The 26,152-nt window shown below is 37.9% G+C and carries 27 protein-coding genes; 26 read left to right on the top strand and 1 reads right to left on the bottom strand.

Going from position 1 to position 26,152, the window contains the following annotated elements:
- Positions 1 to 80 precede the first annotated feature (80 nt).
- The 17 genes from MHH64_RS20690 to MHH64_RS20610 all read left to right on the top strand — a co-directional run bounded on the left by MHH64_RS20690 (position 81) and on the right by MHH64_RS20610 (position 17,408).
- The gene (locus MHH64_RS20690) at positions 81 to 623 is read left to right on the top strand and encodes a PTS glucitol/sorbitol transporter subunit IIC (RefSeq protein WP_095308023.1); all 543 of its coding nucleotides are present in this window, start codon (positions 81 to 83) and stop codon (positions 621 to 623) included.
- 26 nt (positions 624 to 649) lie between these two features.
- Positions 650 to 1,693, top strand: a complete 1,044-nt coding sequence (locus MHH64_RS20685; protein ID WP_303449876.1) for a PTS glucitol/sorbitol transporter subunit IIB — start codon at positions 650 to 652, stop codon at positions 1,691 to 1,693.
- 25 nt (positions 1,694 to 1,718) lie between these two features.
- On the top strand, positions 1,719 to 2,777 hold the full coding sequence (locus tag MHH64_RS20680; protein WP_340002380.1) for a zinc-binding dehydrogenase: 1,059 nt from the start codon (positions 1,719 to 1,721) through the stop codon (positions 2,775 to 2,777).
- Between the two features lie 31 nt (positions 2,778 to 2,808).
- On the top strand, positions 2,809 to 3,816 hold the full coding sequence (locus MHH64_RS20675; RefSeq protein WP_340002379.1) for a 2-hydroxyacid dehydrogenase: 1,008 nt from the start codon (positions 2,809 to 2,811) through the stop codon (positions 3,814 to 3,816).
- A gap of 101 nt (positions 3,817 to 3,917) precedes the next feature.
- Positions 3,918 to 4,301, top strand: a complete 384-nt coding sequence (locus tag MHH64_RS20670) for a transcriptional regulator GutM (RefSeq protein ID WP_095308031.1) — start codon at positions 3,918 to 3,920, stop codon at positions 4,299 to 4,301.
- Positions 4,302 to 4,531: 230 nt separating this feature from the next.
- Complete coding sequence (locus MHH64_RS20665; protein WP_095308033.1) at positions 4,532 to 5,473, top strand: sugar-binding transcriptional regulator; 942 nt, start codon at positions 4,532 to 4,534, stop codon at positions 5,471 to 5,473.
- A 263-nt stretch (positions 5,474 to 5,736) separates the two neighbouring features.
- Complete coding sequence (locus MHH64_RS20660; RefSeq protein ID WP_095308035.1) at positions 5,737 to 6,681, top strand: sugar-binding transcriptional regulator; 945 nt, start codon at positions 5,737 to 5,739, stop codon at positions 6,679 to 6,681.
- Between the two features lie 429 nt (positions 6,682 to 7,110).
- On the top strand, positions 7,111 to 8,373 hold the full coding sequence (locus MHH64_RS20655; RefSeq protein WP_095308037.1) for a PTS galactitol transporter subunit IIC: 1,263 nt from the start codon (positions 7,111 to 7,113) through the stop codon (positions 8,371 to 8,373).
- Positions 8,374 to 8,565: 192 nt separating this feature from the next.
- Complete coding sequence (locus tag MHH64_RS20650) at positions 8,566 to 9,264, top strand: SDR family oxidoreductase (protein WP_340002377.1); 699 nt, start codon at positions 8,566 to 8,568, stop codon at positions 9,262 to 9,264.
- A 27-nt stretch (positions 9,265 to 9,291) separates the two neighbouring features.
- Positions 9,292 to 10,041 carry an SDR family NAD(P)-dependent oxidoreductase gene (locus MHH64_RS20645; RefSeq protein ID WP_340002375.1) on the top strand — a complete coding sequence of 250 codons (750 nt, stop codon included), beginning with the start codon at positions 9,292 to 9,294 and terminating at the stop codon, positions 10,039 to 10,041.
- Positions 10,042 to 10,063: 22 nt separating this feature from the next.
- Complete coding sequence (locus MHH64_RS20640) at positions 10,064 to 11,056, top strand: thiamine pyrophosphate-dependent dehydrogenase E1 component subunit alpha (protein WP_095308043.1); 993 nt, start codon at positions 10,064 to 10,066, stop codon at positions 11,054 to 11,056.
- A 12-nt stretch (positions 11,057 to 11,068) separates the two neighbouring features.
- Positions 11,069 to 12,064: an alpha-ketoacid dehydrogenase subunit beta gene (locus MHH64_RS20635; RefSeq protein ID WP_095308045.1), complete on the top strand. Its 996-nt coding sequence runs from the start codon at positions 11,069 to 11,071 to the stop codon at positions 12,062 to 12,064.
- Between the two features lie 12 nt (positions 12,065 to 12,076).
- On the top strand, positions 12,077 to 13,399 hold the full coding sequence (locus MHH64_RS20630) for a dihydrolipoamide acetyltransferase family protein (protein ID WP_251661142.1): 1,323 nt from the start codon (positions 12,077 to 12,079) through the stop codon (positions 13,397 to 13,399).
- Positions 13,400 to 13,412: 13 nt separating this feature from the next.
- Positions 13,413 to 14,792: a dihydrolipoyl dehydrogenase gene (lpdA, locus tag MHH64_RS20625; RefSeq protein WP_340002374.1), complete on the top strand. Its 1,380-nt coding sequence runs from the start codon at positions 13,413 to 13,415 to the stop codon at positions 14,790 to 14,792.
- Positions 14,793 to 14,913: 121 nt separating this feature from the next.
- Positions 14,914 to 16,845, top strand: a complete 1,932-nt coding sequence (locus MHH64_RS20620; RefSeq protein WP_340003296.1) for a fructose-1,6-bisphosphatase — start codon at positions 14,914 to 14,916, stop codon at positions 16,843 to 16,845.
- A 205-nt stretch (positions 16,846 to 17,050) separates the two neighbouring features.
- Positions 17,051 to 17,227, top strand: a complete 177-nt coding sequence (locus MHH64_RS20615; protein ID WP_158586190.1) for a hypothetical protein — start codon at positions 17,051 to 17,053, stop codon at positions 17,225 to 17,227.
- Positions 17,211 to 17,408, top strand: coding sequence for a type II toxin-antitoxin system PemK/MazF family toxin (locus MHH64_RS20610; protein WP_340002373.1), 198 nt, complete (start codon positions 17,211 to 17,213; stop codon positions 17,406 to 17,408). The genes MHH64_RS20615 and MHH64_RS20610 overlap by 17 nt, the downstream gene beginning before the upstream one ends.
- A gap of 252 nt (positions 17,409 to 17,660) precedes the next feature.
- On the opposite strand, the gene ric is transcribed toward MHH64_RS20610, so the two are convergent.
- Complete coding sequence (gene ric, locus MHH64_RS20605; protein ID WP_251661136.1) at positions 17,661 to 18,359, bottom strand: iron-sulfur cluster repair di-iron protein; 699 nt, start codon at positions 18,357 to 18,359, stop codon at positions 17,661 to 17,663.
- Positions 18,360 to 18,572: 213 nt separating this feature from the next.
- Here ric and MHH64_RS20600 point away from each other — a divergent pair, with 213 nt between their 5' ends.
- Genes MHH64_RS20600 through hxlA form a run of 9 tightly spaced genes read left to right on the top strand, consistent with a single transcriptional unit; the run spans position 18,573 to position 25,964 of the window.
- The gene (locus tag MHH64_RS20600; RefSeq protein ID WP_340002372.1) at positions 18,573 to 19,577 is read left to right on the top strand and encodes a substrate-binding domain-containing protein; all 1,005 of its coding nucleotides are present in this window, start codon (positions 18,573 to 18,575) and stop codon (positions 19,575 to 19,577) included.
- Positions 19,578 to 19,594: 17 nt separating this feature from the next.
- On the top strand, positions 19,595 to 20,152 hold the full coding sequence (hxlB, locus tag MHH64_RS20595; protein WP_095308058.1) for a 6-phospho-3-hexuloisomerase: 558 nt from the start codon (positions 19,595 to 19,597) through the stop codon (positions 20,150 to 20,152).
- A 16-nt stretch (positions 20,153 to 20,168) separates the two neighbouring features.
- Positions 20,169 to 20,807 carry a bifunctional 4-hydroxy-2-oxoglutarate aldolase/2-dehydro-3-deoxy-phosphogluconate aldolase gene (locus MHH64_RS20590; RefSeq protein ID WP_095308060.1) on the top strand — a complete coding sequence of 213 codons (639 nt, stop codon included), beginning with the start codon at positions 20,169 to 20,171 and terminating at the stop codon, positions 20,805 to 20,807.
- A gap of 29 nt (positions 20,808 to 20,836) precedes the next feature.
- Complete coding sequence (locus MHH64_RS20585) at positions 20,837 to 21,862, top strand: TRAP transporter substrate-binding protein (protein ID WP_340002371.1); 1,026 nt, start codon at positions 20,837 to 20,839, stop codon at positions 21,860 to 21,862.
- A gap of 21 nt (positions 21,863 to 21,883) precedes the next feature.
- Positions 21,884 to 22,369, top strand: coding sequence for a TRAP transporter small permease (locus MHH64_RS20580; RefSeq protein WP_303449855.1), 486 nt, complete (start codon positions 21,884 to 21,886; stop codon positions 22,367 to 22,369).
- On the top strand, positions 22,369 to 23,655 hold the full coding sequence (locus MHH64_RS20575) for a TRAP transporter large permease (protein ID WP_095308065.1): 1,287 nt from the start codon (positions 22,369 to 22,371) through the stop codon (positions 23,653 to 23,655). The genes MHH64_RS20580 and MHH64_RS20575 overlap by 1 nt, the downstream gene beginning before the upstream one ends.
- Positions 23,656 to 23,687: 32 nt before the next feature.
- Positions 23,688 to 24,353, top strand: a complete 666-nt coding sequence (rpiA, locus tag MHH64_RS20570) for a ribose-5-phosphate isomerase RpiA (protein WP_340002370.1) — start codon at positions 23,688 to 23,690, stop codon at positions 24,351 to 24,353.
- Positions 24,354 to 24,376: 23 nt separating this feature from the next.
- A complete protein-coding gene (locus tag MHH64_RS20565; RefSeq protein ID WP_095308069.1) occupies positions 24,377 to 25,327 on the top strand; it encodes a sugar kinase in 951 nt (316 codons plus the stop codon).
- Positions 25,328 to 25,343: 16 nt separating this feature from the next.
- Entirely contained in the window at positions 25,344 to 25,964 is a 621-nt protein-coding gene (gene hxlA / locus MHH64_RS20560; protein WP_251661127.1) for a 3-hexulose-6-phosphate synthase, read from the top strand.
- The last annotated feature ends 188 nt before the right edge of the window (positions 25,965 to 26,152 follow it).

Here is a 26,152-nt window from a genome sequence, read left to right as displayed (position 1 = left end):
ACGCCCTTATAGTGCGGGGTTAACAACCTCTAAACGAGCATTTCCTTCTATATTACGTTATAAGAGAGGATGGAATTAAGATGGATTTTATGATCGCTATTGCTGATGGCTTTATTGGAATGTTTCAGGCGGGTGCAGAAGTATTTATGGGTTATATGACGGGGATTATACCTTTATTAGTAACGCTAATCACAGCTGTTAATGCGGTAACAAAAATGATTGGTGAGGAGAAGATAAATCGATTCCTTCAAAAAATTACCAAATATGCCTTATTACGCTATACCCTTGTACCACTTATCGCTGTATTCTTTTTTACGAACCCAATGTGTTATACAGTTGGACGTTTCATGCCAGAAAAATATAAACCAGCATTCTATGATTCTGCGGTTTCATTCGTGCATCCAATTACCGGTCTTTTCCCACATGCAAACTCGGCTGAATTATTTATTTGGCTAGGAGTCGCAACAGGGTATGCAACCGCTGGCGGCAGTCAAGCACAATTAGGTCTTATGTTCTTATTAACTGGTTTACTTGTTATTTTAATGAGAGGTCTTGTAACGGAACGAATCAGTGCCTATATGTTTAAAAAACAAGGTTATGAACGAATCCTTAACGAGAAATAAAGTAGAAACGCAGAGGGGGAAATCTTATGGCTAACCATAAGACGGTAATAGTGTCCAAAGGAAAAAATGGCTGGGGTGGACCATTAGAATTAACACCAACCGATGAAAAAAAATATGTCATCAGTGTTACTGGAGGGGGAATCCATCCAGTAGCAAGAGAGATTGCAAGACTTGCAGGTGCTGAGGTAGTTGACTCATTTAAAAATCCAGTAGCAAAAGAGCAAACATTGGTTGCGGTTATTGATTGTGGTGGGACAGCACGGTGCGGAACTTATCCAAGACTAAGAATACCTACTGTTAACGTTAAAGTAATGAGTCCATCTGGACCACTTGCAAAATTTATGACAGAAGATATTTTTGTCTCTGGTGTAACTGTAGGTGATGTCGAGCTCGCTGATAGTGAAACAACCGTTGCTGCAGTACCAAAAACAGAATTGGATGAAGCGGAAGTAAAGAATGCTGAAAAAAACAAAGAAACTGTAGCGGCTGCAGCTGAACCAGTAGAAGATAACAGTACAAACAATGAAATTGAGGGTAATAAAGGTGTTATGGGAATCATTGACAAGATAGCCAAGGGTGCGGGTAGCTTTATGAATATCATGTACCAAGCAGGTCGTGATACCATCGACACAATCATTAAAAATATAATCCCCTTTATGGCGTTCGTTGCAACGTTAATCGGGATTATCAACTATACAGGTATTGGAGAAATATTAGCAAATGTATTTGTACCACTTTCAAATAATATTGGTGGGCTAATTATTTTAGGTGTTATAACCGCGCTTCCATTCCTGTCACCACTACTTGCACCAGGAGCTGTTATCGGTGCAATTATCGGTACATTAGTTGGAAATGAAATTGCAAACGGTAACATTGATATGAGCATTGCGCTTCCCGCATTATTTGCAATTAATGCACAGGTTGGAACTGACTTTATTCCGGTTGGCTTAACACTGGGGGAAGCGAAGCCGGAAACAATTAGTGTTGGAGCACCAGCAATTCTTTTCTCCAGAGTAATCACTGGACCACTAGCAGTTGTTATTGCTTACTTTATGTCGTTTACACTGTAGAAAAGATGATGAAAGGAGGATTAAAATGCTGCCAGATTCATTTCGATTTGGAGTTCTTCTAGAAGCCGGAAAAGCTGAAGTAAGAGAAGGAAGGCTGCCTGATTTAAAAGATGATGAACTGCTGATTAAGCAGGAAGCATGTAATATTTGTACAACCGATTATCAACAATGGCAGGGGAAACGTGAACATCAAGGATACCCCATGGCTGGTGGACATGAATGCTCAGGGATAATTGTCGCTAAGGGAGAAAAAGTAAGTAGCTCTTTAGAGGTTGGAGAGCGGGTCAGTGTGCTATATGACTACTGCGGGGATTGTGAGAAGTGTAAGAAAGGTGACATCACTTCTTGCAAAAGCATAAAACAATTTGGGAAAAATTATTCTGATCAATATTTTGGGATTTTTGGTTTTGCGAATTATTTTATCCGGAAATCCAAAAGTGTTATGAAAGTTAGTGATGACTTATCTGCTTCTGAGGCAGGATTTGTTGAACCGTTATCATCCGTATTAAAAGGAATTCGAAAACTGCGGATTAACTCAGGACTTGACACTGTCGTTGTTATTGGTGGCGGTACAATGGGATTGCTTAATGCAGCAGTCGCTCAAGCAATGGGGGCAAGAGTCATTGTCTCGGAACGTAATCCCAAAAAAGTAGAGAAGATTAAACAAATGGACTTAGAATTAATTGATGCTGGTGAAACTGATCCAGTGGAGGAAGTTAGAAAACGAACAAATGGCAGCGGTGCAGATATCGTGATTGTTGCAGTCGGTACTTCTTCTGCAAATGAGCAAGCTTTGAATATGATCAAAGATGATGAAGGGAAGGTTCTTTTGTTTGCAGCGGGTTATCCAGCACCGGATTTAAATGTAGATTCCAATGAAATTCATTATAAGCAATGTGAACTTATTGGTACGTACGGCTCAAGCCTCGAGGATTTCAATAATGCAGCAAAAATGCTAAGTGAGCGCCGAATTGATGTAAGTCCTTTAATAGAAGAAGAGATTCCATTATCCAGAATTCAAGAAGCCTATGAAAAAGCAAGTACACGCGGTAATTATCGTATTTCTGTTTTGCTGCATGCATAAGCGTAGAGAAAAATAATCGGAGGGTGAAAAAATGAAATGTTTAGCAATAGCCGATTTATTTATAGATAAACAAATGATGGAAGAAGGTCTTATTAGTTTAAAAGAGCTAGGTATTGATATTACCGTCAAAGAATGGAAGCATAAAGATTTGGAAGCGTTACAGAAGGATAATATTAAACTAGAGTATGAAGGCAGTGAAGCAATTGCGCTTCCTTCTGAACTAACAGATGGCCTGGAAGACTATGATATTATCATTACCCAGTTTGCACCGATTGGAAAAGCAGTCATTGACCAATGCAAAAACTTAAAAGTATTAGGTGTCCTTCGGGCGGGTATTGAAAATGTGAATAGGGAATATGCTGAATCAAAAGGTATTACGGTTTTGAATACACCTGGGCGCAGCACTACAAGTGTATCCGAGTTTGCTGTTGGTATGATTCTAAATGAAATCCGTAATATTGCCAGAGCTAACTATAAATTAAGAAACGGTGTGTGGGAAAAACATTATCCAAACGGTGTGCTTGCTCCCGAACTAAAGGGCTCAACAGTAGGTTTGATTGGATACGGTGCTATAGGCAGGCGGGTTGCAGAATTACTTCGCCCTTTTGGCAGTGAAATTCTATTCTTCGATGATTATTACCAAGGTGATACACCAGACACAAAAGTTGAAACCCTAGAAGAATTAGTGAAAGAAGCGGACATTATTTCAATGCACTACCGTCTAACGGAACAAACAAAGAACATGATTAATAAAGAACATTTTAGCATGATGAAAAATAATGCAGTGCTCATTAATACGGCTCGTTCTGGATTAGTTAACGAACAGGACTTGGCAGAAGCATTAAGCGAGAAAAAAATTGCTGGTGCTGCCGTGGACGTATATAATGTTGAACCATTGCCAAGCGATCATCCTTACAACGGACTGGATAATATTACGATTACACCACATATTGCAGGCTCAACAATCGGTAACTTTGCTAATTCGCCAATTATATTAAGTGAACGAATTATCGAAGCTTTAGAGCTGACAGTTCATTAATCAGAACAATGGGTGAACGGTTAAATTCTTCATCCATTGTTCATCAACCTCAGTTTCAATCTATCGAATAAATAACATCAATCAGAGCAGGAGGCGAAAAGATGGATCCCTTAGCATTCCTAATGTTATTAGTAGTTGTTCTTGTTATTCAAGCGTTTACGGGAATTTTACATGTGAAATATTATCAGAAAAAAGTAAAGAAGATTACCCAACAATATAGTGAAGGGTACCTTGGTGTGGGGATGACGAAAAAAATGTTCCGCGTTGGAAAGGTAGCTATTGTCGTTACAGATAAAAAAGGAACCATTCAGGAATGTAATATTTTATCAGGACTTACAGTTCTTTCAAGATTTGCAAAGTATAAAGAGTATGTTGGTGAAAATATAAAGGTTATTGATTGGGAGAAGAAGAAGCATAGGCTAGTCGTTCAAGATGCTGTTAAACGAGTAGAAGAGCAAATGAAACGAGAAGCAAAGGTAAGCTAAAGGAAGCAATTATAAAGGTAGAATGTTTCATAGTAAGTGTTAAAATGTAAGTGTTAAAATTAGAAATTTTTGTAAAAAACATGTAAACTTGGTACTGGAAAAGAAGTAATACAGAGGAATTTTGATATCGTTTTAAACTGTATGGATCTGGAGCAGTATTTAATCTATCAAATTCCCTCTCAGCTAAGACAGTAATCTAAATAATTTTCAATAAGAACAGGGTGTAGGAAATGTCCTATCTAGACGATCGGAGATTAATGGTTAAGATTGCAAATCTATATTATGAAGCAGGTGAAACCCAATCAACTATTGCAAAAAAAATTGGAGTAAGTCGGTCATTAATATCGAAGTATTTATCAAAATCAAAGGAATTAGGTATTGTTGAAATTATTATTCATGATGAGGATTATAGTACCGTATCAAGTTTAGAGACAAAGCTAGAAAATCAATACGGATTACGTGAGGCAATTTGTGTGCCTGATACGGAACAAAGTAATTCTAAAATTCAGTTGGGAACGGCGGCAAGTAAATATTTGCATAGAATGATCAGGGATGATCAGGTTGTTGGAGTGTCTTCCGGAACAACTTTATATGAGGTTGCAACCGCAATGTCATCTAATCAGCATTTCCCAAATGTATGCTTTGTTCCTATAGTTGGGGGAATGGGAGACGAGCGTGTAGATATACATGCAAACCATATTGTTGCTAAGCTTGCGGAGGCATTGAAAGCAACCTATCACCTTTTACACGCTCCAGTTGTTGTTGATTCTAAAGAGACGAGGGAAATAATTCTGAAACAACCGTCTATAAAGAATACATTGGAATTGGGAAGCAAGGCAGACATTGCGATTGTAGGAATAGGCGGAACACCAGAGCATTCAACCATGGTTCGATCCTATATTAATTCTGGTATAACAGATGATCTGGATTTTGATGAAATTGCTGGTGATATTTGCTATAACTTTATTAATGAAAATGGAGAAGTAGTAAACAATTCCTGGAATGAAAAAACAATTACACTTGAACTAAATAAGTTAAAGCAAATCCCCCTAGTTGTTGGAGTAGCTGCTGGAGTTGAAAAAGTGAATGCTATTAAAGCGGCATTAAGAGAAGATTTAATTGATGTATTAATAACCGATGAAAAAACTGCTAGATTATTACTGGAAGGTTAGTATTATAAGGATGCTAACCTTTTTTAGTGCGCTAGTATTAGAATTGTACTGCGAAAGAAACTAATAGTAGTCTTTGACCAGAAGAAATTTCTGCATAATTCATATTGTAGGAGCTGCTATCTGAGTATGCAAAAACAAATTCTAGTACATCTCTATTTTAAACAGCTGAAGATAATTGACAGCGTTTCATCTGTTCTATATGATAATGTACAAACGTAATATGATAGAACAAATATAATTTTTTCAAAGAAAAGAGCGGTTGTATGTTAGATTGGGAAGAACGACGTTTAATGGTGAAGATAGCTAAGTTATATTATTTTGAAGGTTGGACTCAAGCCCAAATCGCAAAAAAACATAATGTTTCCAGACCTGTCATTTCAAAACTGTTAAATGCTGCAAAAAAAGAAGGAATCGTGGAAATCTATATCAAAGACGAGACAATTCATACGATTGATTTAGAACAGCAGCTTGAGAAGAAGTTTGGATTAAAAGAAGTTATTGTTGTCTCTACTGCAGGTTTTACACAGGAAATGGCTAAGAGGCAGCTTGGAAAAGCAGGAGCATCCTATATTAGTAAAAACCTAAAGAATATTAAAAACATAGGTATTTCTTGGGGAAGTACACTTTTATCTTTGGTTGAAGAATATCCATATGAACGAAATGCTCATATTCGTATTGTACCAATTATTGGTGGAATGGGTAACAATTATGTTCATTTACACTCCAATCAGCTTGCGTTTAATTTAGCGCAAAAAATGAATACATCCTGCATGTATCTTTATGCACCAGCAATGGTTGAAAGTGACGATTTAAAAGAGATGCTCGTTCATACAAAAGATATCGCTATGGTATTAGAAGAAGGCCGAAAAGTTGATATGGCTGTCGTAGGGATAGGAAATCCATTTAAAGATTCAACTTTAGAAGTGATGGGATATTTAAAGGAAAGTGATTTAACTTCATTAAAAAAGGCAGGAGCAGTAGGTAATATCGGATCTTGCTTTTTTAATGAAGTTGGAATGGAGATAGATCACCCCTTAAATGATCGTTTTATCGGTTTAAATATAGAAGAGATAAAGAAAATACCTGAAGTAATTGGTATTGTTGAAGGTTCACATAAACTGGAAAGTATAGAAGCAGCTCTTGTTGGTGGATGTTTAAATGTTCTTATAACAGACGATCGTACTGCACAAGCTTTATTAGATAATTAAAATAAATGCATCCCTTTTTATTATAGAAAAGGGATGCATTTATTTGTTGCTACAAAAAATTAGATTCAATTTATGTATAAATTAATCAATTGTTCTGGGTGGTTACGAATGTTAATCATGATATTATACAAAGATATGACATTAAGTTGTGATGAAAGCGAATACAAAACCGATATTATTGGTGATAAGATAGAATTATTAAGCAACTGTTAATAGTGGATTTACTTTCATACCGGTTAGTAATGCAGTTAATGTAAGCGATATCAAATAATAGGGTCGTTTTGGGAGGGAGTTCTAACTTACATAATAAATCGATGAGAACAAATGAAATCCGCTTAACTAAGGAGGTATTGATGAAAAAGCATATGAAGATTGGTAAGCAAATTTAAATTAAGTAGAATTATATTTTTCACTCAAGGGGGAAACAACATGCAAGGATTCGTAGATTTTATACAAGGTTTCTTAGATTTAGGTGCTACCGTAATTCTACCAGTAGCAATCTTTTTGCTTGGCTTATTTTTTGGACAAAAGCCTGGAAAAGCATTTCGTTCGGGTTTAACTATTGGAGTTGCTTTTGTAGGTATATTCTTAGTGATAGATTTGCTTGTTTTAAACCTTGGTCCTGCGGCACAAGGGATGGTAGAACGATTAGGGGTTAACTTAAATGTTATTGATATTGGTTGGCCAGCAGCTTCATCTATTGCTTGGGCATCCCCGCTTTCAGCATTTATCATTCCTTTAGGGTTAGCTGTAAATGTTGTTATGCTGGTTACAAAAACAACCAAAACGATGAATGTTGATATTTGGAATTTTTGGCACTATGCATTTATGGCAGCAATGGTTTATGCACTAACTGGAAACGTTTGGATAAGCCTTGCCGCAGCGATTATCTTCCAAGTTATCACACTAGTGATGGCTGATCGCTTAGCTCCAATGGTTGCTGATTATTATGAAATGCCAGGTGTGTCGTTAACTACTGCAACAACACTTTCTTACGTCCCGATTGGTATTCCAATCGTAAAGCTGCTTCAAAAAATCCCTGGGTTAAAGGATTGGGATGCAGATCCAGATTCAATTCAGAAAAGATTTGGTATTTTAGGAGAATCGATTTTCATTGGACTCGTACTTGGAGCAGGGATTGGTGCATTAGCTGGATATAGTGTGGGTGATATTATTGAAATCGGTATGTCCATGGCAGCGGTAATGGTTTTGATGCCGCGAATGGTAAAAATTTTAATGGAAGGACTAATGCCAGTATCGGAATCAGCACGGGAATGGTTAAATAAGCGATTTGGAGATAGAGAGATTTATATTGGACTTGATGCAGCTGTGGCTCTAGGTAATCCCGCAGTAATTTCAACAGCATTGATTCTTGTTCCAATAACAGTCGTATTAGCAGTGATTTTACCTGGTAACGCATTACTTCCGTTTGGAGACTTGGCAACGATTCCGTTTATTGTTGCATTTATCGTAGGTGCTGCGCGCGGAAATATTGTTCACTCCGTTATTGCAGGAACCATTGTAATTGCTATGTCACTCTACATGGCGACAGACTTAGCTGTGATATATACTGATATGGCGGTGAAAGCAGAGTTTAATATGCCTGAGGGAGCTACCATGGTTTCAAGTATTGACCAAGCAGGTAATTTAATTCATTACGTCATTTATAAAGTAGTTGAACTTTTCCATTAAATAATAGCTAAAGGAATTCATTGAACACGGTTCATTTAGGAAATAAATAATACCACCTCTCTTCCATTTGCAGAGAGGTGTATTTTTGATTGCGATAAGAACATATGTAATATAAATGTTGACAAAATACCATTTATAAGTTATATTTTATACAAATGTAACTACTAAGAACAAATGTAAAGGAGGTTGGAGATGATTCAATTTGATTTACAGAACAAGGTAGTATTTGTTTTTGATGGCGATCATCAAGTAGGCAAAGAAATTATTCGGTTATATACAGAAGCAGGGGCAAAGATATTGTTTTTAAGCAGAACGGCCCCAGAGGATGAAAGCATATTTATTTTAAAATATAAAGATGGATCTTCTAGTAATGATATAGGTCCAGTGAATCTTGAAAATAGTTCATTTCTTCAAGGATTACCAGATTTACATCAAATTGATATTATTATTAATAATTTGGAAACGGATACAGGAAAGGAAATTATAGATATAACCCCTGAGGAATGGGAGAACGTAATGTTTATTAATTTGGATGTACCTTTTCAATTAATAAAAATGATAACTCCATTGATGGAAAAGCAGAATGATGGAGTAATCGTTAACGTCTCCTCAACGAGTGCGATAGATGGGGGGAATGGTGATACTGCCTATGCTGCTAGTAAGAGTGCATTAGAATCCATGAATAAGGCCCTATCCAGAGAGTTAGCGTCAAGTAACATTAGAGTCAATGCTGTAAGTGTTGGGAAATATGACACAAGTGATTCTATTCCATTGGGGCGCAAAGTAACAGCAAGCGAAATTGCCAATACCATATTAATGCTAACAACACCGATGGCGAGCTATATGAATGGGCAAACGATTCTATTAGATGGTGGAAAAACACTAGCTTAAGAATGGCTATTAAAATGGGGTGAATATATGGAGCAGAAAAAAGCAATCTTGGTTATTGGCGGAGCGGCGGGAATTGGAAAGGATTATGTGAAAAATAGAGCGGCTAGGGGAGATTCTGTAATATTTACAGATCTAAATAAAGAGGCTGGAGAAGCATTAGTTAATGAATTAGCTTTAAAAGGTAAAGAAGCAACTTTTTTTCAGCATGATGTAACCGATTGGGAGAATACGAAGGGAATAATAAAAAAGGTGATCAAACAGTTTGGAAGAATAGATACGCTTGTACATTCTGCAGGCATTACGGTATCTAAATCTTTTGAAGAGCTGACCTTCCCGACGTGGAAAAAAACAATTTCCGTAAATTTAACAGGATTATTCTACGCTGTAAAAGCTGTAATCCCGGAAATGCTGCATCATAAAGGCGGTAATATCATTATCATCGGATCAGGATCAGCTATTACTGGAACTGGCGGTGGTGTTCATTATGCAGCATCAAAAGGTGGAGCGTTTGGCTTAATGAGATCTATTGCCAGTAAGTACAGTCACTTAGGAATAAAAATTAATCTTGTTGCACCAAGGGTAATTCAAACCGAAATGCTTGATCGGCTATACCCGACAGAAGAGAGCTTGGAGAAATTAGTACAGAAAATACCCGTAAGAAAAATTGGAACGTTGTCTGATACAACGAATGCGATAAATTTCCTGGCTTCTAAAGAGTCCGATTATATACAAGGACAGGTGCTGCTAATTGACGGCGGAAGAACATTTTTATCATAAAAACAAAGGGAGAGTGAACAGAATGGAACAAACCAAAACATTAAAACTCGTTCCAGAACTATCAAATGAAAAATTGAAAGGGCTTTACAAACAAATGTGGTTAATTCGCTACTTTGATGAACAAGTAGATCAATTCTTCGCAAAAGGAATGATTCATGGAACAACTCACTTGGCTGTTGGGCAGGAAGCAACTGCTGCAGGTGCATGTGCATTGCTTTCCGATGAGGATAAAATTACAAGTACACACAGAGGACATGGTCATAGTATTGCAAAAGGCGGCCGTGTCGATAAGATGATGGCAGAATTATTCGGAAGAACGACTGGATATTGTAAAGGAAAAGGCGGTTCCATGCACATTGCGGACTTGGATAAAGGTAACCTTGGAGCAATGGGGATTGTCGGTGGTGGAATACCTTTAGCTGTTGGTTCGGCGCTTACAGCACATATGAAGAAGCTGGACTATGTAACGGTTTGTTTCTTTGGTGATGGTGCGTCGAATGAAGGAAGTTTTCATGAAGCGATCAATATGGCTTCGATTTGGGATTTGCCGGTCGTGTTTTTCTGTGAAAATAATCAGTATGGCATGTCTGGTAACGTAAGTGAAATGACAAATGTGGAGAATATTGCAGATCGTGCTGCTGCATATGGTATTCCCGGCGTTGTTATTGATGGAAACGATATTATCGAAGTCATCAATGCTACCTATGAGGCGACAGAACGTGCGCGTCTTGGAGAAGGACCAACATTAATAGAAGCAAAAACATATCGCTGGAAGGGCCATTCGAAAAGTGATGCAAAAAAATATCGTACACGTGATGAAGAAAAGGATTGGAGAGATAATCGGGATCCAATCAAACGATTCAAGGAAGACTTGGTGGAAGCTGGAATTGCAACGGAAGATGAGTTAGAAACACTGAAGAAAGCAGCTAAGCAAGAGATGGATGATGCAGTTGAATTTGCGCAGAATAGTCCAATGCCGTCACTGGATGAATTATTAACGGATGTATATGCATAGGAGGGGATTTTAATGAGAGAGATAACTTATTTAGAAGCTGTCAGAGAAGCAATGAGTATTGAAATGCGTAAAAACGACGATGTGTTTTTAATGGGTGAGGATATTGGTGTTTATGGTGGAGCATTTGGTGTATCACGTGGAATGATTGAGGAATTTGGTCCGGAACGTATCCGTAATACACCGATTAGTGAAGCAGGAATAGCAGGTGCAGCAGTAGGTTCTGCATTAACGGGAATGCGCCCGATTATGGAATTACAGTTTTCGGATTTTATCACAATTGCACTGGATCAGATTGTAAACCAAGCTGCGAAATTACGTTATATGTACGGTGGAAAAGGAAAAGTTCCAATGGTTGTTCGAACACCAAGTGGCTCTGGAACAGGAGCAGCAGCACAGCATTCACAAAGTTTAGAAGCTTGGGTTACCCATATTCCGGGATTAAAGGTAGTACAGCCATCAACTGCATATGATGCGAAAGGGTTACTGAAAGCAGCCATGGATGATGATAACCCAGTTATTTTTTATGAACATAAACTATTATATAAAACAAGCTCGGAAGTGCCGGAAGAGGAATACAGCATTCCATTAGGAAAAGCAGAAGTGAAGCGTGAAGGAACAGATATTACAATTGTTGCTACTGCTATTATGGTTCATAAAGCACTAGAAGCAGCAGCGGAGCTAGAAAAAGAAGGAATCAGTGTCGAAGTTGTTGATCCGCGTACCCTTGTTCCATTAGATACAGAAACGATTATCGAATCAGTTGCAAAAACAGGGCATCTCGTTGTCGTGCATGAAGCGGTAAAACGTGGTGGATTTGGAGGAGAAATTGCCAGTATGATTGCTGAAAGTGAAGCATTTGACTATTTAGATGCACCAATCAAGCGATTAGGCGGTGTAGAAACACCGATTCCATATAATCCAGAATTAGAAAAAGCCGCCATTCCGCAGGTACCGGATATTGTAAATGCTGTAAAAGAAACGTTAACGAAAAAAGCTGTGGCCAAGTAAGGGGGAGCGGACATGTTAAAAGAAGTATTTATGCCGAAATTAAGTAGTACGATGGAAGTTGGTACCTTACTTGAATGGTTTAAAGAAGAAGGAGAGTCCGTTGAAGTAGGAGAACCTTTATTTGAAATCATGACGGACAAAATCAATATAGAAGTAGAGTCCTATGAAGAAGGAATTTTGCTGAAAAAATATTATGATGTGGAAGATGAAGTTCCGGTAAATGAGATTGTCGCATTCATCGGGGAGGCAAATGATAAGGCACCAGATAATCCGCCAGCAGCAAGTAATGAGGAACAGGTGGAAGAAGAGACTGCAGCAGAAAAAGCAGTTTCACAGGAGGAAGCTGCAACGAGTGGAGCATCAATCAGTAAAGTACGGGCTACTCCTGCAGCAAGAAGGGTAGCTCGAGAAAATAACCTGTCCATAGAAATCATTCAAGGAACAGGTTCAAATGGTCGTATCCATGAACAAGATGTCATAGCAGCACTAAACACGGATTCTAGTAAACTTGTAACCCCTCTAGCAGCGAAAATTGCAGCAGACCAAGGCATTGACCCTGATTCTATTCAGGGAACAGGTGCGAGAGGGAAGGTCGTTAAACAAGATGTGTTAGGTCAGCAAAATACTTCAGCTCAAGAAACAGGAGAGCTGGAACGAATCAAATTAAAAGGTCTTCGTAAAGCTGTTGCGGATAAGATGTTACAAAGTGCACGCTCTATTCCACATGTAACGTTAACAACAGATGTCGATATGTCAAAAGCCATCGAGGTACGTAAGGCATTACTGCCAACAATCGAAGCGCAAACTGGCTATCGGGTATCCTATACAGAAATTATTATGAAAGCTACTGCAAGTGTACTGAAAAATCATCCAAGAGTGAATGCATCCCTTATTGATAATGAAATTGTTATGAATCAAGCAATTAATCTAGGATTGGCAGTTGCTGTTGAAGATGGATTGATTGTTCCTTCTGTACCAAACGTTGACAAAGCAGGTCTGGCAGAATTAACAACGCTAAGTAAAGGGCTTGGGACGAAAGCGAGAAATAACAAACTGACACCAGATGAAATGCGAGGAAGTACGTTTACGATAAGTAACTTAGGAATGTATGCAATAGATGGCTTTACTCCAATTATTAATGCACCAGAAACAGCAATTCTAGGTGTTGGCAGAATCGTAGAGAAAGCCGTAGTGATTGATCACGTTGTTGAAGTGCGACCAATGATGGTATTAAGTCTTTCTTTTGATCACCGAGCAATTGATGGTGCACCTGCTGCAGCCTTCTTAACAGAGCTAAAAGAACGTTTAGAAAATCCATGGACATTATTGGTATAGGGGGCTGGGAGCAATGCAAAAGTTTGATGTAGCAATCGTTGGTGGTGGACCTGGCGGTTATGTAGCAGCCATTCGTGCAGCAAAGCAAGGACTAAATGTCGCTTTAGTTGAGGGAAGAGATTTAGGTGGGACATGTTTGAATAGAGGATGTATCCCATCGAAGACACTATTAAAACATGCGGAAGTACTAGATCAAATTAAGAATGCACAAGCGTTTGGCATCACCGTAAATGATGTTTCCTATTCGATTGAAGCAATGGTAAAAAGAAAAAATACGGTTGTAAACACGTTGAAAAATGGAATCAAAGGATTGCTGAAACAAAACAAAATTAAGGTTTTCGAAGGCTATGGCGTCGTATCAGAAAATAAAACAATAATTATTTCTTTAGCTAATGAAAATAAGACCATTCTAGCAGAAAATATTATACTTGCAACTGGATCCAAACCATTTGTGCCTCCGTTACCTGGTTTAGATGAAGTTTCTTACCATACAAGTGACACGATTTTTGATATTGAAGAGGTCCCATCTAAGCTGGTTATTGTAGGTGGAGGTGTAATTGGATTAGAAATTGGGTGTATTTTTAATCGCTTGGGTACAGAGGTAGAAGTTGTCGAGATGGCTGAAAGTATCATCCCGAATGAAGACGAAGATGCAACGAAATTTCTAACAAAGCAATTGAAAAAAAGCGGCATCTCCATTCATACAGGAACGAAGATTACCGGGTTTAAACCGAATAACGGAAAAACAATTGTGGAGATGGAAAAAAATTCGAAGAAACAAATGATTGAAACAGATAACGTTTTAGTTGCAGTTGGAAGGGAACCAAACGTAACAGGAATCGAAGACCTTCCTATTGCGTTTGAAGGGAAATTTGTAGATATAAATCAATCCATGGAAACGTCAATCTCTGGAATTTATGCGATTGGTGATTTAGTTGGAGGCTACCAGTTAGCGCATGCTGCAAGTGAAGAAGGAATCAGGGCTGTTAAACATATCGTAGGACAGGAAGTTCATGGAGAAGCAATTATCCCGCGTTGTGTCTATTCATTCCCGGAAATTGCAAGTGTAGGTTTAACAGAAACGGAAGCAAAAAAAGCAGGATATCAGGTTAAAGTTAAAAAAGTCGATCTTGCTGCCAATGGAAAAGCAATTACTGCCAATGAAAACAATGGCTTCATGAAAATAATTGCAGATGAAAAATACGGTGAAATTCTTGGTGTTGTGATGGTTGGTGCTCATGTAACAGAGATGATTAGTGCAGGTACTGCGTTTATGCATTTAGAAGGTACGGTAGAGGAAATTGAAAGTATGGTTTTCCCGCATCCGACCGTTTCAGAAGCATTGTTTGAAACCGCAGCAGCGTGGATGGGAAATGGTATCCATTATAATTAAGAGATAAACGAAATAAAACGGATAAACCAAAGACTAGCAATTCATTTCTGCTAGTCTTTTTGGTATAGTAGTTGCAATAGCTTATATCTACATAAAATGACTTCAAGAGGGGATGGATATGTTGAAGGAGAAATTCTTAGACTTATTGGCACAGAAATATGATAGTGAAGAAAAAGTAGTTACAGAGATTATTAATCTGGAGGCCATCCTCGATTTACCAAAAGGAACAGAGCACTTTGTAAGTGACTTACATGGGGAGTACAAAGCCTTTCAGCATGTATTACGAAATGGTTCCGGTAAAGTGAAGGAAAAAATCAGGGATATTTTTAAACATGAATTATCGGAAGAAGAAATTAATGAATTCGCGACATTAGTCTATTATCCGGAAGAAAAACTGCAATTAATACGGGATCAATTTGACAATAATCAAGAATTAAATGCATGGTATTCCAAAACGATTGATCAGATCATTCGGCTCATTCCCTATGCGTCTTCTAAATACACTCGATCCAAGTTACGTAAAGCATTACCGAAGCAATTTGTATATATCATAGAAGAGTTGCTTTACAAAACTGATGAATATACAAATAAAAAGCATTACTATTCCAAGATTGTCCAAAAAGTAATTTCACTTGGTCAGGCGGATAAACTCATTATAGGTCTTGCCTATACGACGCAACAGTTAGTTGTCGACCATCTTCATGTAGTGGGGGACATTTATGACCGTGGTCCTGAACCAGATAAAATCATGGAAGCGCTTATCAATTATCATTCCCTGGATATACAGTGGGGAAATCACGATGTACTATGGATTGGTGCTTTTTCAGGGTCGAAGGTTTGTCTAGCTAATATACTCCGGATCTGTGCGCGGTATGACAATTTGGATATTATTGAAGATGTGTATGGCATCAATCTTAGACCACTTTTGAATCTTGCAGAGAAGTACTATGAGGACAATCCTGCATTCAGACCAAAAAGACATTCCAATAAACAGCAATCCGCAGAAGAACAATTACAAATCACCAAAATACATCAAGCAATCGCAATGATTCAGTTTAAACTCGAGATGCCAATCATAAAACGACGTAGTTACTTTAATATGTCGAAAAGGCTTTTACTAGAAAAAATCGATTATGAAAACAATGAAATTACGATTCAAGGAAACACCTATTCCTTGGAAAATACTTGTTTTGCAACCATTAATCCAGACCAGCCTGATGAATTATTGGAGGAAGAAAAACAAGTAATGGATAAGCTATTATTTTCTGTCCAGCATTCAGAAAAACTAGCAAGGCATATGGAATTTTTAATGAAAAAAGGCACACTTTATTTAAGATATAATGGGAATTTATTAATACATGGCTGCATGCCGATAGATGAAAACGGGAATATGGAAAAAATGGTTATTGAAAATAAAGCATATGCAGGTCGTGAGCTACTTGATATTTTCGAGCAATATTTGCGATATTCTTTTGCAAACCGCGAGGTAACCGATGACCTTGCAACGGATATGGTTTGGTATTTATGGACTGGAGAATATTCCTCCCTTTTTGGAAAAAGGGAAATGACTACCTTTGAAAGGTACTTTATTAAGGATAAGGCTACACACAAAGAGAGAAAGAACCCATATTATTATTTGCGAGAAAAGGAGGAGATTTGCAGAAGGATTTTAGAAGAATTTGATCTTGATCCAGATCAAGGTCATATTATCAATGGCCATACACCAGTGAAGGAGATTGACGGAGAAAATCCGATCAAAGCAAATGGTAAAATGATTGTCATTGACGGCGGCTTTTCAAAGGCTTATCAACCAACAACAGGAATTGCGGGTTATACATTACTATATAATTCGTTCGGCATGCAATTGGTTGCCCATCAGCATTTTAGCTCGAAGGAAGATGTTTTGCGAAATGGTAATGATGTGCTGTCTGTAAGACGATTAGTAGATAAAGAGCTAGAGAGGAAAAAGGTGTCCGAAACGAATGTTGGCGAAAAGCTGATACAGGAAATTAATATGTTGAATAGTTTGTTGAAGTACAGGTATATGAAGTGAAGGTAATGCACTTATAAATACACTATTGACAGGGAATATAAAATGAAAATACACTCATTACTACTGATATCAGTGGTTGTGGGTGTTTCTTGTTTTGTCCGTGAGCGTATATGGTAACTTTTATCGTTCAGTCATTGCAGGAATATAATGACTACAGTACAATTAAAAGTGTAAAATTTACTTTAGTAAGGAGGAAAAGGATAAAGTGTCTGCGGAAGAGAAGATTATTGAGGAAATTGAAAAATTGCCGAAAGAAACGAAAAAGCATGTATTAAAAAAGCTTCATGAAAAGTATTTTACTAAGCATGAAGTGTTTGTAGCAGATGAAAACTATGATTTCTGGCTAAATGAAAAGGATGAGGAATATGAATCCGATATATAGTCAGGGTGATGTATGGCTAGCAAAGGTATACTTTAAAATGCAGGAGCAATTTAAGCATCGACCAATTGTTATAGTAGGTCGGGATATCACGATTGATATTGACATAATTATTTCTCCTATAACAAGTAGTGAACCAAGAAATGAGTTCGATGTAATCATTCATTATTGGAAAGAAGCCTGATTACGACACCTTTCAGTTGCTCGCACGACAAAGATTCATGCGGTACCTCGATCATCATTGATCAAAAGAATTGGATCTCTACATGAATATGACCTTCAAAGAATTCTTCAGAAGTGCAGAACACTTTTTTAAACTTCAAACGTTTATCGGCCACTCTTTTAAAGGGTAGACTAAAAACATGACTTCTAGTAGTTTTATTGGGTACACATGAAAAAAAAGAGATCGGAAGTCAATCACTTCCGATCTCAAATTTTATGATTTAATCCGTTTAAACAGTACATTATTTTCTAAGTGAACGTGCTGGAATGTATCTGTTTCTAACTCAGCTAATCGTGCATACGTTATTTGATAGGAATTGCAAGCTCCAGCCGGAGGGATGAAATCATTTGTAATTTCTCGCATTCTTTTTAAAATGTTCCCCTGTGATTCGTGCTCATCCTCTAAACCACCATTCGCTATATGAATCTGCTCTGCAAGCTCTTGACTTGGATTTTTTTCATATTCCTTAACCAACGGAAATACTTCATTTTCTTCTTTGACCATATGTGCTTCCATATCCACTTTAAAATCATTATATAATCTGTGCAGTTCTTGAAGATGGGGATGAGCATCTCCATGTACACGAAAAATTTTGGTTACAAACTGTCCTAATGGAGAAAGTTCTTCATTTAAATAAGCATGGTGTTTGTGGACAATATGATCTACTAATTCGGAAAGTGGCACCCGGTCCCAATCGATAACTTCATGATCTTCTTTACTCCAGATTTCAAATGCTGTATTCAATTCTGATAGAACGGCTACTTCATCCATGTTTTTTTCAGTAAATACTGTACCTAATGGGCGATCCCCACCACAGCAAAAGTCGATACGTCGTTTCTTGAATAAATCACTCGCTTTTGGAAAAACCTTCACGATTTCTGCTGGTGTATGCTCAACTGTAAATGAATTCATAATATGACCTCCTATTTATCAATCTATCTTTATGATAAATGAGGTTGTTCGTTTTTTCTGTGATGGAAATCACATGGATTAAGATTATCCGATCAATTTAATTATATTCTAATAAAATAAAAATAATCCCTTGTAAAACGCTTACAACTATTATATACTTTTACTAAATCGGTTTACTAAATCGATTTAGTAATGAATTTTAGGAGCAAACAGATGAAAAAGACGACAATAGCTGATGTTGCAAAACATGCAAACGTATCAAAAAGTACAGTATCTCAATATCTGAACCAGCGCTTCGACTATATGGGGGAGCAAACAAAAGAACGGATTGAAAAGGCAATTGCTGAGTTAAAGTACAGTCCCAATATTTTGGCAAGGGGTTTGAAGCAAAAATCTTCCACAACAATTGGTGTTATTGTAGCGAATATTTTACATGTGTTTTCCACACAAGTTATCCGAGCTATTGAAGATTTTTGTAATGAAAAAGATTTCCACGTTATTGTTTGTAACGCAGATGATGACCCGGTTAAAGAAAAACGGTACATTGAGATGCTTCGAGCAAAACAGGTGGATGGGATCATTGCCTTTCCTACTGGAGAAAACGTTGAGTTATACAAAGGAATAATAGAAGAAAATTACCCAGTAGTTTTTATGGATAGATTGATTTCTGGGATTACCATTAATACGATTTTACTGGATAATGAACAAGCAGCATTTTTAGCGGTTGATGAATTTATAAAAAAGGGACATGAGCGTATAGGAGTGGTTTCTCCTCCATTAACGCAAAACGTTACGCCAAGATTTGAACGTATGGAAGGGTATAAAAAGGCATTAGAGAACTATGGCATCCAGTTTAATCCAGATTATATTCAAAGTGGAGAGATAGAGGAAATGCACAGGAAATTAAAGCAAATGATGTGTTTGCCTGTGCCTCCAACTGCAATACTTGCAATAAATGATCGTACGTTAATTGAAATATTAACGTACACAAAAGAAGAACAGCTGCGGATACCAGAAGATTTGGCATTAATCAATGTCGATGATGTATCTTTTGCAGGCATTTATAATCCAGCACTGACAACAATAGCCCAGCCGGCATTTGAAATGGGAAAAAAGGCAGCGGAAGTTCTTTTTGATTTGATGCGTGACAAAAATGTATCTGCCGATGCGAAAGTATATCGTTTTAAACCAGAACTAATCGTAAGAGAATCTTGTTAAAGAAAGGTTGATCAGCCGTGAAAAATATAATTAACACTGTTGCATTAGAAGTGAAGGAAGTATTGGAAAAAACCGATTTCAATGAATCAATGAAACTTGCAGAGGAAATTGATCGTGCCAGTCGGATATTTATAGCGGGAACAGGACGATCAGGACTAATTGGCAAAGTAATAGCTATGCGATTAATGCATAGCGGCTATCCAGTATATGTTATTGGTGAGACGATAACGCCAAGTATCGGTTCGGATGATTTACTGCTCATTATCTCGGGATCAGGAAGTACCAGTTCACTTATAAATTATGCTGAGAAAGCAAAAGAGATTGATGCCACAGTTGCATTAGTAACAACAAATAAAGATTCGAAGATAGGAAGCATAAGTGATTATCTCCTTACCATTCCAGCAGCAACAAAGAAACGTCTGGACTCTGAACCACCTACCATCCAGCCGCTTGGAAATCAATTTGATCAGTCGGCACATTTGCTGCTTGATGCAATTGTTGTATACCTTCTGGAAAATAAGCCAGATAGAAACAGCCATGCAAGCTTAAATCAAAAACATACAAATCTAGAATAATAGGGAGTGTTCGTAAATGAATTTAGTAGAACAAATTCAGCAACATAAAATAGTAGCTGTTATTCGAAAAGCAGATGTGAACAACATTGTTCCGATTCTTAATGCTTTATACGAAGGGGGGGTCTACTCAGTCGAGATTACTGCAGAAACTCCAAATGTTTTGCAAGTAATTGATACCGCTGTCAAACAAGTAGGGGATAAAATAAATATCGGTGCTGGAACAGTACTTGATCCAGAAACAGCAAGATCTGTCATTATGGCGGGAGCGAAATTTATCGTATCCCCAACACTGAATCTCGAAACGTTAAAGTTAACAAATCGCTATGGAATTTTAAATATACCTGGAGTCCTGACGCCAACAGAAATTTTGACCGCTTATGAAAGCGGTGCCCAAATGGTTAAAATTTTCCCGGCAGATGCATTCGGACCAAATTATGTAAAAAATATCCTCGGTCCATTACCGCATGTGAAGGCAATGGTTACTGGTGGAATTACACTTGAAAACATAAATGAATACCTTTCCAAAGGAAGTACAGCAGTTGGAATTGGAAGCAATCTTGTAAATGCAAAACAACTAAAGACAGATGAAGATTACCTTCATTTAATACAAACGGCAAGAGCGTATGTAGAAAAGGTAAATGAGCTTGAAAGATAAATATCAATATTTATAAGGAGGCTTATCACATGAAAAATCGTAACTATACTTTTATTATGATTATTTTTATATCCATTGCTGCTCTATTGGCTGGCTGTAATACGGATGACGTAGAGGCAGAGGACGATGGAAAAATTAAATTGATTACAGCTCATAATCAGACATCGCCTGATAATCCATACCAGGTCGGTTTGCTGAAGTTTAAAGAAGTTGTTGAAGAAAAATCAGATGGGAAAATTGAGGTAGAAGTGCATGCCGGTACAATTGGTACGGAAGAATCACAGCTAATTGAAAAGCTGCAGCTCGGGGCGGCTGACCTTGTTGTTGTTTCACCAGGTCTAATGACACAAACGGGAATTCGAGAAGTGGATATTTTTTCTGCCCCATATTTGTTTAATAGCTATGATCACTGGTTAAGAGCAGTAGATGGAGAAGTTGGAGAAGAGATGGCAGCTATCATTAATGAAAAATCCAATAACTCTTTTAAACTATTAGGCTATTGGTCAGCGGGGGTTAGACATTTCTATGGAAAAGTTCCTTTGGAATCCGTAGATGATTTGAAGGGAATTTCTCTAAGAACGCAAACATCTGGAGTTATATCTGATTTCTGGCAGAAGACTGGTGCAATTCCTTCATCTATCTCATGGGGCGAGTTGTATCAAGGCTTGCAGCAGGATGTTGTTGACTCTTCCGAAAACGCTTACCCATTTTTTGTGCAACAAGCACATCACACTACTTCCAATGGTAAGTATATAACGGAAACAGCTCATGATTATACAACAAGACTTGTCTTATTCAATGGTGAAAAATTTGATAACTTCCCAGAAGAATATCAAGAAATTATTTTAGATGCTGCTGAACAATCTGTAGTTGCTGAACGTGAAGCAACGAATGCACAGGATATTGAATATAAGGAAAAGGCCATAGATGATGGAGCGATCATCAATGAGATTGATAGAGAGCCATTTATTGAAATTGCCCGGCCAATCCTGGATGACTTTGTAAAAGAAATTGAAGCGGAAGAATTACTGCAAAAGATAAGAGAACTAGAGTAAATAATCGAAGGAGGTCCTATCATGAAACGTTTCGTAAACGTACTTGAAAAAGTACAGATTATCACCGGTGTCACATTTCTATGTATATTCTTTCTCATCATTATGCTGCAAATCGTAACCAGACACCTTGGTATATCCGTTATTTGGACAGAAGAGGTAGCGAATTATTCCTTTATTTGGGGAATCTTTATGGGTGCTGCAGTAATGGTGAATCGCAGAGAACATTTTAATTTTGATTTCTTAATCCGAAAATTGAACGGGAAAAAAAGAATGTCCTTAAGTATATTCAATGATTTAGTTCTAATAGTTTTTAATAGTTGTATATTATTGCTCGGTTTGCAAGTTGTAACAGAATTTTGGAATTATACATGGGCAACGATACCAGAAATGAAGATGGGATATGTTTGGATTGCTATTCCATTAATGGCAGGAACGATGATTATTTATTCCGTGTCCCACCTAATTGATCATGTCCAGGCAGCTAAAGTGAAGGAGGTAAGTGAGTGATGGGATTTTTATTAATTGGTTTATTTCTTGTATTAATGCTCATCGGTGTTCCAATAGCGTTTGTTATCGGGATAGTCGCATTGCTCGGTATTTTTGGAATCCCTTACACACCTGAAGCTACCGTGCCAATGTCCATGGTTAATGGACTGGATTCATTTGTGCTGCTTGCGGTTCCATTGTTTATATTAGCTGCAAATTTAATGAACTCCGGTAAAATCTCTGAAAAACTGATCAATCTTGCTTTAGCAATTGTTGGACCAATTCGTGGAGGACTTGCACATGCCAATATCCTTGTATCCATGATGTTTGCCGGTGTTTCTGGTGCAGCACAGGCAGACACCGCTGGGGTTGGAAAAATACTGATTCCGAGTATGCTCCGAAAAGGCTATGATAAGGAAACGGCCGTTGGGGTAACGGCAGCATCATCAACAGTTGGAGTGGTTATACCGCCAAGTATCCCAATGATTATTTTTGCAGGTCTGACCAATGCATCAATTGGAGCATTGTTCCTTGGTGGAATCATACCAGGAATCCTAATTGGCTTAGGAATGATGGTTTTCGTTTACTTCATGGCAATTAAACGGAATTACCCAAGGGATGCGCGTGTTGAGGTTAAGAAATTTATGAAATTATTGGTGGAGGCTATTCCAGCACTGCTCACTCCGATCATTATTATTGGAGGGATTATTACAGGCTTCTTTACTGCTACAGAAGCTGCGGCAGTTGCTTCATTATATACACTGCTTGTATGTATGTTTTACTATAAAACATTACGCGTAAAAGATTTACCAGGTATTTTAATGGATACCCTTGCATTAAGCTCCTTATCCTTGTTTGCCCTAGCAGCAGCAAGTGCGCTTGGAGAATTAATGAGTTATTACCAGCTCGGAACGCTTGCACAGGAGTTCTTTACGAATAATGTTGGAACAGAGTGGTTATTTATTATCATCGTGATTGCATTTTTCTTGTTTGTTGGGACGTTTATGGATGCGATTCCAGCAATGATTTTATTTGTACCTGTCATTCTTCCGACAGCATTGCAGTTTGGAATTGAGCCCGTTCATTTGGGATTGATTGTCGTTATTACATTGGCAATTGGATTGATTACACCACCATATGGGCTATGTTTATTGCTTGCTGCGAAGATTGGGAACATGTCCATTGAAAGGTCGTTTATAGCAGTAATCCCGTACATTGCAATTATTTTGGTCGTGTTGCTGTTTGTTGCCTTCTTCCCGGAAATCGCATTTTTTATACCGAAAATGATTAATCCTGGATTATTTTAGCAAAAGTTAAAGCCCTGTTAGGAGAGATAATGATGGAAGATAAACAGATGGCTGCTGAAGCATCTATACAATATATAAAAGATGGGATGACGGTCGGACTCGGTTCCGGCTCCACCGTCAATTTCATGCTTGAAAAGCTTGCTGAACGTATTAAAGAAGGACTTACAATCAAAGGTATACCTTCTTCGTTAAAAACAGAACGATTTGCGAAACAATTAGGAATTCCACTGACTGATTTTTCTAATACGACAAAGATTGATATCGCAATTGACGGAGCTGATGAAGTGGATCCGAACCTCCACCTTTTAAAAGGTGGTGGCGGGTCACTTGTCAGAGAAAAAATTGTTGATCAAGCAGCTGATAGGCTTATTATTATTGTGGATTCATCAAAGACTGTATCTAAATTAGGAGACTTCCCCCTCCCAGTTGAAGTATTGCCATTTGGGTTTGAGGTGACAACAGAACAAATCGCCGCATTTGGATGTACTCCAGTATTGAGAAAAAGAGATGGTCAACCATTCGTATCCGATAACGGAAATTATATTGTAGATTGTAAGTTTGCCAGTATTGAAGATCCACAAGCACTGCATGAGAAATTGAAACAGATCACAGGAGTCGTCGAAACAGGTTTGTTTCCACAAATGGCTCATAATGTGATCATTGCAAGAGAAGGAAGGATTGACATTTTAGAAAGGTAAATGTCAAGAGGAGGCAGCTAAAAATGAATGATGTGATTACAATTGGTGAAGCAATGATTGCATTTAGCCCGCAATCAACAGGACCAATGAAGTACGTAAATATGTTTGAGAAAAAGGTTGGTGGAGCAGAGCTGAACCTAGCAATCGGCTGCTCGCGCTTAGGACTGAAAGCTGGTTATATTAGCAGATTAGGCAATGATGAATTTGGCAAATATATTTATAATTTTGCCCGTGGCGAAGGAATAGATATGTCACAGGTCAAATTAGTGGATGGATATCCCACATCGTTAAATTTTAAAGAAATTATGGAAGATGGAAATGTCCGAACGTTTTATTATCGTGATAAATCTCCAACATTAGCAATGCATCCGGAAGATTTAGATGAAGGCTATTTTGAAGAGGCAAAGATCCTCCATATAACAGGGATTTATCCGGCAATTGGTGAAATTCATATTGACGTTATCCATAAAGCAATCGAACTAGCGAAGAAAAACAATCTATTAATTTCTTTTGATCCAAATATAAGACTTCGGATGTGGAGCAAGGAAGAAGCAAGTCGTGTGTTAGCGGAAATCCTCCCCCATGTTGACATCTTGTTAGCAGGGGATGAAGAGATGGATATTATTATTGGTGAAAAGGATCCCAAAGCAATTATTGAAAAGACGAAGGAGATGGGAATTTCCTATATAGCTGTAAAGCAAGGTGAAAATGGATCTGTCGGCTATTACAATGAGGAAATTGTGGAAGCACCTCCTGTTAAAGCGAACAAGGTTGCTGATACGGTAGGAGCTGGAGATGGATTCAATGCGGGTGTGCTTTATGGAATCCTGAATAAGTGGCCACTTGAAAAAACATTACAGTTTGCAAATACAATCGGTTCGATGGTTGTCAGTGTTGTTGGCGATAATGAAGGACTGCCATATTATGAAGATGTTCAAGGCAAACTCGGTGAAATTGAACGTATCGAGCGATAGAAATGGGGTACAAATAATGAAACTGCAATTAGCATTGGACAGACTTACTGAACATGAATGTTTTCGTCTGGTAGAAGAAGTAGAGGAATATATTGATATTATCGAAATAGGGACGGGTGTTATCAAAGAATATGGCATGGCGATTGTAAAGGAAATGCGAGCGCGTTATCCAGATAAGCTGATTCTTTCCGATATGAAAACATGTGATGCGGGCAGGCATGAAGCATACCAGGCCTTTAAAGCGGGCTCAGATATAATGACAGTTATGGCATTAGCTTCTGACTTAACGATAAAAGATACGCTGCAGGCAGGTGAAGAGATGGGGACTCAGGTAATGGTTGATTTGCTCGAAGTACGTTCAAAGGACCGAATTACAGAGCTTGAACAGCTGGGTGTAAGTCTCGTTAGCCTCCATGTTGGAAAAGACAAGCAATCAGAAGGCGGTTTTACAACTGATTTGTTTTCTCTAGTAAAGGAATCGTCTTTTAAAATAGCGGTTGCAGGGGGGATCAATTTGGAATCATTGTCTGAAATTGTTCAAGAGGAACCAGATATCATTATTGTTGGAAGTGCGATAACAGCGGCAGCTCATCCGAAAATTGTAGCTAAAGAAATGAAAAGGCTAATCAGTCGGTGAAATTTAATAGAAAAGCTAGTTTGCTATTATCCAAGAGAAGCTAGTTCGCTACACCATTTTAACACTGGATGTGGAGAGGGAAATTAAAATCTCGAATCGGGGAATCGATAGATAAAATGTGAAAAAATGGGCTACTGAGAATGTAGCTCATTTTTGGTGATTTATAGAATACAATCACGTAGCGTCTG

The sequence above is a fragment of the Oceanobacillus sp. FSL K6-0127 genome (genome assembly GCF_037983385.1).
In the GTDB taxonomy this organism is placed as follows: domain Bacteria; phylum Bacillota; class Bacilli; order Bacillales; family Amphibacillaceae; genus Oceanobacillus; species Oceanobacillus profundus.
The sequence above is the reverse complement of the archived record's forward strand: the minus strand, read 5'-3'. Positions and strand labels throughout refer to the sequence as shown.

What these genes read in the sequence shown, in the direction of transcription:
- MHH64_RS20690 (WP_095308023.1), top strand. Translation starts at nt 81, where the DNA reads ATGGATTTTATGATCGCTATTGCTGATGGCTTTATTGGAATGTTTCAG.
- MHH64_RS20685 (WP_303449876.1), top strand. Translation starts at nt 650, where the DNA reads ATGGCTAACCATAAGACGGTAATAGTGTCCAAAGGAAAAAATGGCTGG.
- MHH64_RS20680 (WP_340002380.1), top strand. Translation starts at nt 1,719, where the DNA reads ATGCTGCCAGATTCATTTCGATTTGGAGTTCTTCTAGAAGCCGGAAAA.
- MHH64_RS20675 (WP_340002379.1), top strand. Translation starts at nt 2,809, where the DNA reads ATGAAATGTTTAGCAATAGCCGATTTATTTATAGATAAACAAATGATG.
- MHH64_RS20670 (WP_095308031.1), top strand. Translation starts at nt 3,918, where the DNA reads ATGGATCCCTTAGCATTCCTAATGTTATTAGTAGTTGTTCTTGTTATT.
- MHH64_RS20665 (WP_095308033.1), top strand. Translation starts at nt 4,532, where the DNA reads ATGTCCTATCTAGACGATCGGAGATTAATGGTTAAGATTGCAAATCTA.
- MHH64_RS20660 (WP_095308035.1), top strand. Translation starts at nt 5,737, where the DNA reads ATGTTAGATTGGGAAGAACGACGTTTAATGGTGAAGATAGCTAAGTTA.
- MHH64_RS20655 (WP_095308037.1), top strand. Translation starts at nt 7,111, where the DNA reads ATGCAAGGATTCGTAGATTTTATACAAGGTTTCTTAGATTTAGGTGCT.
- MHH64_RS20650 (WP_340002377.1), top strand. Translation starts at nt 8,566, where the DNA reads ATGATTCAATTTGATTTACAGAACAAGGTAGTATTTGTTTTTGATGGC.
- MHH64_RS20645 (WP_340002375.1), top strand. Translation starts at nt 9,292, where the DNA reads ATGGAGCAGAAAAAAGCAATCTTGGTTATTGGCGGAGCGGCGGGAATT.
- MHH64_RS20640 (WP_095308043.1), top strand. Translation starts at nt 10,064, where the DNA reads ATGGAACAAACCAAAACATTAAAACTCGTTCCAGAACTATCAAATGAA.
- MHH64_RS20635 (WP_095308045.1), top strand. Translation starts at nt 11,069, where the DNA reads ATGAGAGAGATAACTTATTTAGAAGCTGTCAGAGAAGCAATGAGTATT.
- MHH64_RS20630 (WP_251661142.1), top strand. Translation starts at nt 12,077, where the DNA reads ATGTTAAAAGAAGTATTTATGCCGAAATTAAGTAGTACGATGGAAGTT.
- lpdA (WP_340002374.1), top strand. Translation starts at nt 13,413, where the DNA reads ATGCAAAAGTTTGATGTAGCAATCGTTGGTGGTGGACCTGGCGGTTAT.
- MHH64_RS20610 (WP_340002373.1), top strand. Translation starts at nt 17,211, where the DNA reads ATGAATCCGATATATAGTCAGGGTGATGTATGGCTAGCAAAGGTATAC.
- ric (WP_251661136.1), bottom strand. Translation starts at nt 18,359, where the DNA reads ATGAATTCATTTACAGTTGAGCATACACCAGCAGAAATCGTGAAGGTT.
- MHH64_RS20600 (WP_340002372.1), top strand. Translation starts at nt 18,573, where the DNA reads ATGAAAAAGACGACAATAGCTGATGTTGCAAAACATGCAAACGTATCA.
- MHH64_RS20590 (WP_095308060.1), top strand. Translation starts at nt 20,169, where the DNA reads ATGAATTTAGTAGAACAAATTCAGCAACATAAAATAGTAGCTGTTATT.
- MHH64_RS20585 (WP_340002371.1), top strand. Translation starts at nt 20,837, where the DNA reads ATGAAAAATCGTAACTATACTTTTATTATGATTATTTTTATATCCATT.
- MHH64_RS20580 (WP_303449855.1), top strand. Translation starts at nt 21,884, where the DNA reads ATGAAACGTTTCGTAAACGTACTTGAAAAAGTACAGATTATCACCGGT.
- MHH64_RS20575 (WP_095308065.1), top strand. Translation starts at nt 22,369, where the DNA reads ATGGGATTTTTATTAATTGGTTTATTTCTTGTATTAATGCTCATCGGT.
- rpiA (WP_340002370.1), top strand. Translation starts at nt 23,688, where the DNA reads ATGGAAGATAAACAGATGGCTGCTGAAGCATCTATACAATATATAAAA.
- MHH64_RS20565 (WP_095308069.1), top strand. Translation starts at nt 24,377, where the DNA reads ATGAATGATGTGATTACAATTGGTGAAGCAATGATTGCATTTAGCCCG.
- hxlA (WP_251661127.1), top strand. Translation starts at nt 25,344, where the DNA reads ATGAAACTGCAATTAGCATTGGACAGACTTACTGAACATGAATGTTTT.